The organism is Mesorhizobium sp. M2A.F.Ca.ET.042.01.1.1, assembly GCF_003997405.1.
Taxonomy (GTDB): Bacteria; Pseudomonadota; Alphaproteobacteria; order Rhizobiales; family Rhizobiaceae; genus Mesorhizobium.
The window spans coordinates 1-1,425 of sequence record NZ_RZRX01000546.1 but is presented as its reverse complement, the minus strand read 5'-3'; the positions used below and the strand labels follow the sequence as shown (position 1 = coordinate 1,425).

At 65.0% G+C, this 1,425-nt stretch carries 2 protein-coding genes; both read right to left on the bottom strand.

Translation table 11 applies throughout. The features are described 5' to 3' along the window. Positions 1 to 64: 64 nt before the first annotated feature. Complete coding sequence (locus EOA23_RS34695) at positions 65 to 970, bottom strand: methylated-DNA--[protein]-cysteine S-methyltransferase (protein WP_042641085.1); 906 nt, start codon at positions 968 to 970, stop codon at positions 65 to 67. A gap of 217 nt (positions 971 to 1,187) precedes the next feature. Beyond that, positions 1,188 to 1,425, bottom strand: a 238-nt coding sequence (locus EOA23_RS34690; protein ID WP_127307317.1) for a DUF2244 domain-containing protein, incomplete at its 5' end; no start/stop codon positions are given.

Sequence of the window (1,425 nt, the reverse complement as noted above, 5' to 3'; positions counted from 1 at the left end):
GGATGTACCGATTTATATTACGATATGCGGTTTTTCGCAACGGTCCGCCAAAAAATCGATTGTTTCAGGAGCCCACTTGCCCCGCTTCCCAGCCGAGGATGGCGCGTTTGCGTGTCAGACCCCAGTGGTAACCGGTGAGTGCGCCCGACTTGCCCAGCGCCCGATGGCAGGGCACCACGAAGGACATCGGGTTGGCGCCCACGGCCGCGCCGACGGCCCGGCTGGCGCTTGGCGCGCCGATACTAGCCGCGATCGAGGAATAGGTGCAGGCCCTGCCCATCGGGATGCGCAGCAAGGCTTCCCAGACGCGCAGCTGGAAATCGGTGCCGATCATCACCACGCGCAGCGGCTGGTCGGCGCGCCACTTCGTCGGGTCGAAGACCCGCGCGGCGTAAGCCTGGGTGGCCGACATGTCCTCGACATAAGTCGCGTTCGGCCAGCGGCCGGACATGTCGGCGAAGGCAGCCCGCTCGCCGCCGGCATCGCAGAAGGCGAGGCCGGCGAGGCCGCGGTCAGTGACCATGATCAGCGCGATGCCGAAAGGCGAGATGTGATAACCGTAGCGGATGGTGAGGCCCGCGCCCCGCGTCTTGTAGTCGCCGGGCGACATCGCCTCGTGGGTGACGAAGAGGTCGTGCAGCCGGCCGGGGCCGGACATGCCGAGCTCGAACGAGGTCTCCAGCAGCGGCATGCCGGAATCGAGCAGCCTGCGCGCGTGGTCCAGCGTCACCGCCTGCAGAAAGGCTTTCGGCGACAGGCCGGCCCAGCGGGTGAACAGCTTCTGCAGGCCGGTCGGCGTCTCGCCGACTTCCTCGGCCAGCACCTCCAGCGAAGGCTGGTCGCGATAATCGAGGCTGATCTTCTCGATGGCGCGGCGCACGACATCATAGTCGCTGCCTTCCGGGGTGATGTCGTTCTCAAGGATCGCGATCGGCTTCATCTGCGTATTCATGGTCATCTGCGCGTTCATGGCAATATCTCCTTGGCCGCGAATATCGGTCTTCCAGAGCTTTGCAACCACCCGAAACTTGCCTTCCTGCCGTCGGTACCCGGACCGTCCTACAAGCCGCAGCAAGGGGCGCGGCTTAGCTGGTCCGCGCGCTTGTTCGTTGGCCTCTGGAGGCTTATCCCCGCCATGCGTCAAGGTCGGCAGGTTGCTGCGCTACCGGTTCAGATTTGCCTGGGCGTCAGCGCGTCTTGGCGGTTGCCAGCGCGCGTGAAAAGGCGGTGGCGAAGCTCTCGCGGTCGTCGGGATTGAGGAAGCCGCCGATCGCCACGCTCTTGCCCTGTGCTTCGACGGCCATCCTGGTGATGCCGATTTCGCTGTGGCGGGCGATCGAGAACCGGGTCCAGAACGGGTTGAAATGATGCGCTTCAGAGCGGCCGGAAGGTGCTGTCTTGCGGATGTCGAGGCTGGTGCGCGAC

Coding starts and splice junctions, on each gene's coding strand:
- EOA23_RS34695 (WP_042641085.1), bottom strand. CDS start 970: ATGAACGCGCAGATGACCATGAATACGCAGATGAAGCCGATCGCGATC.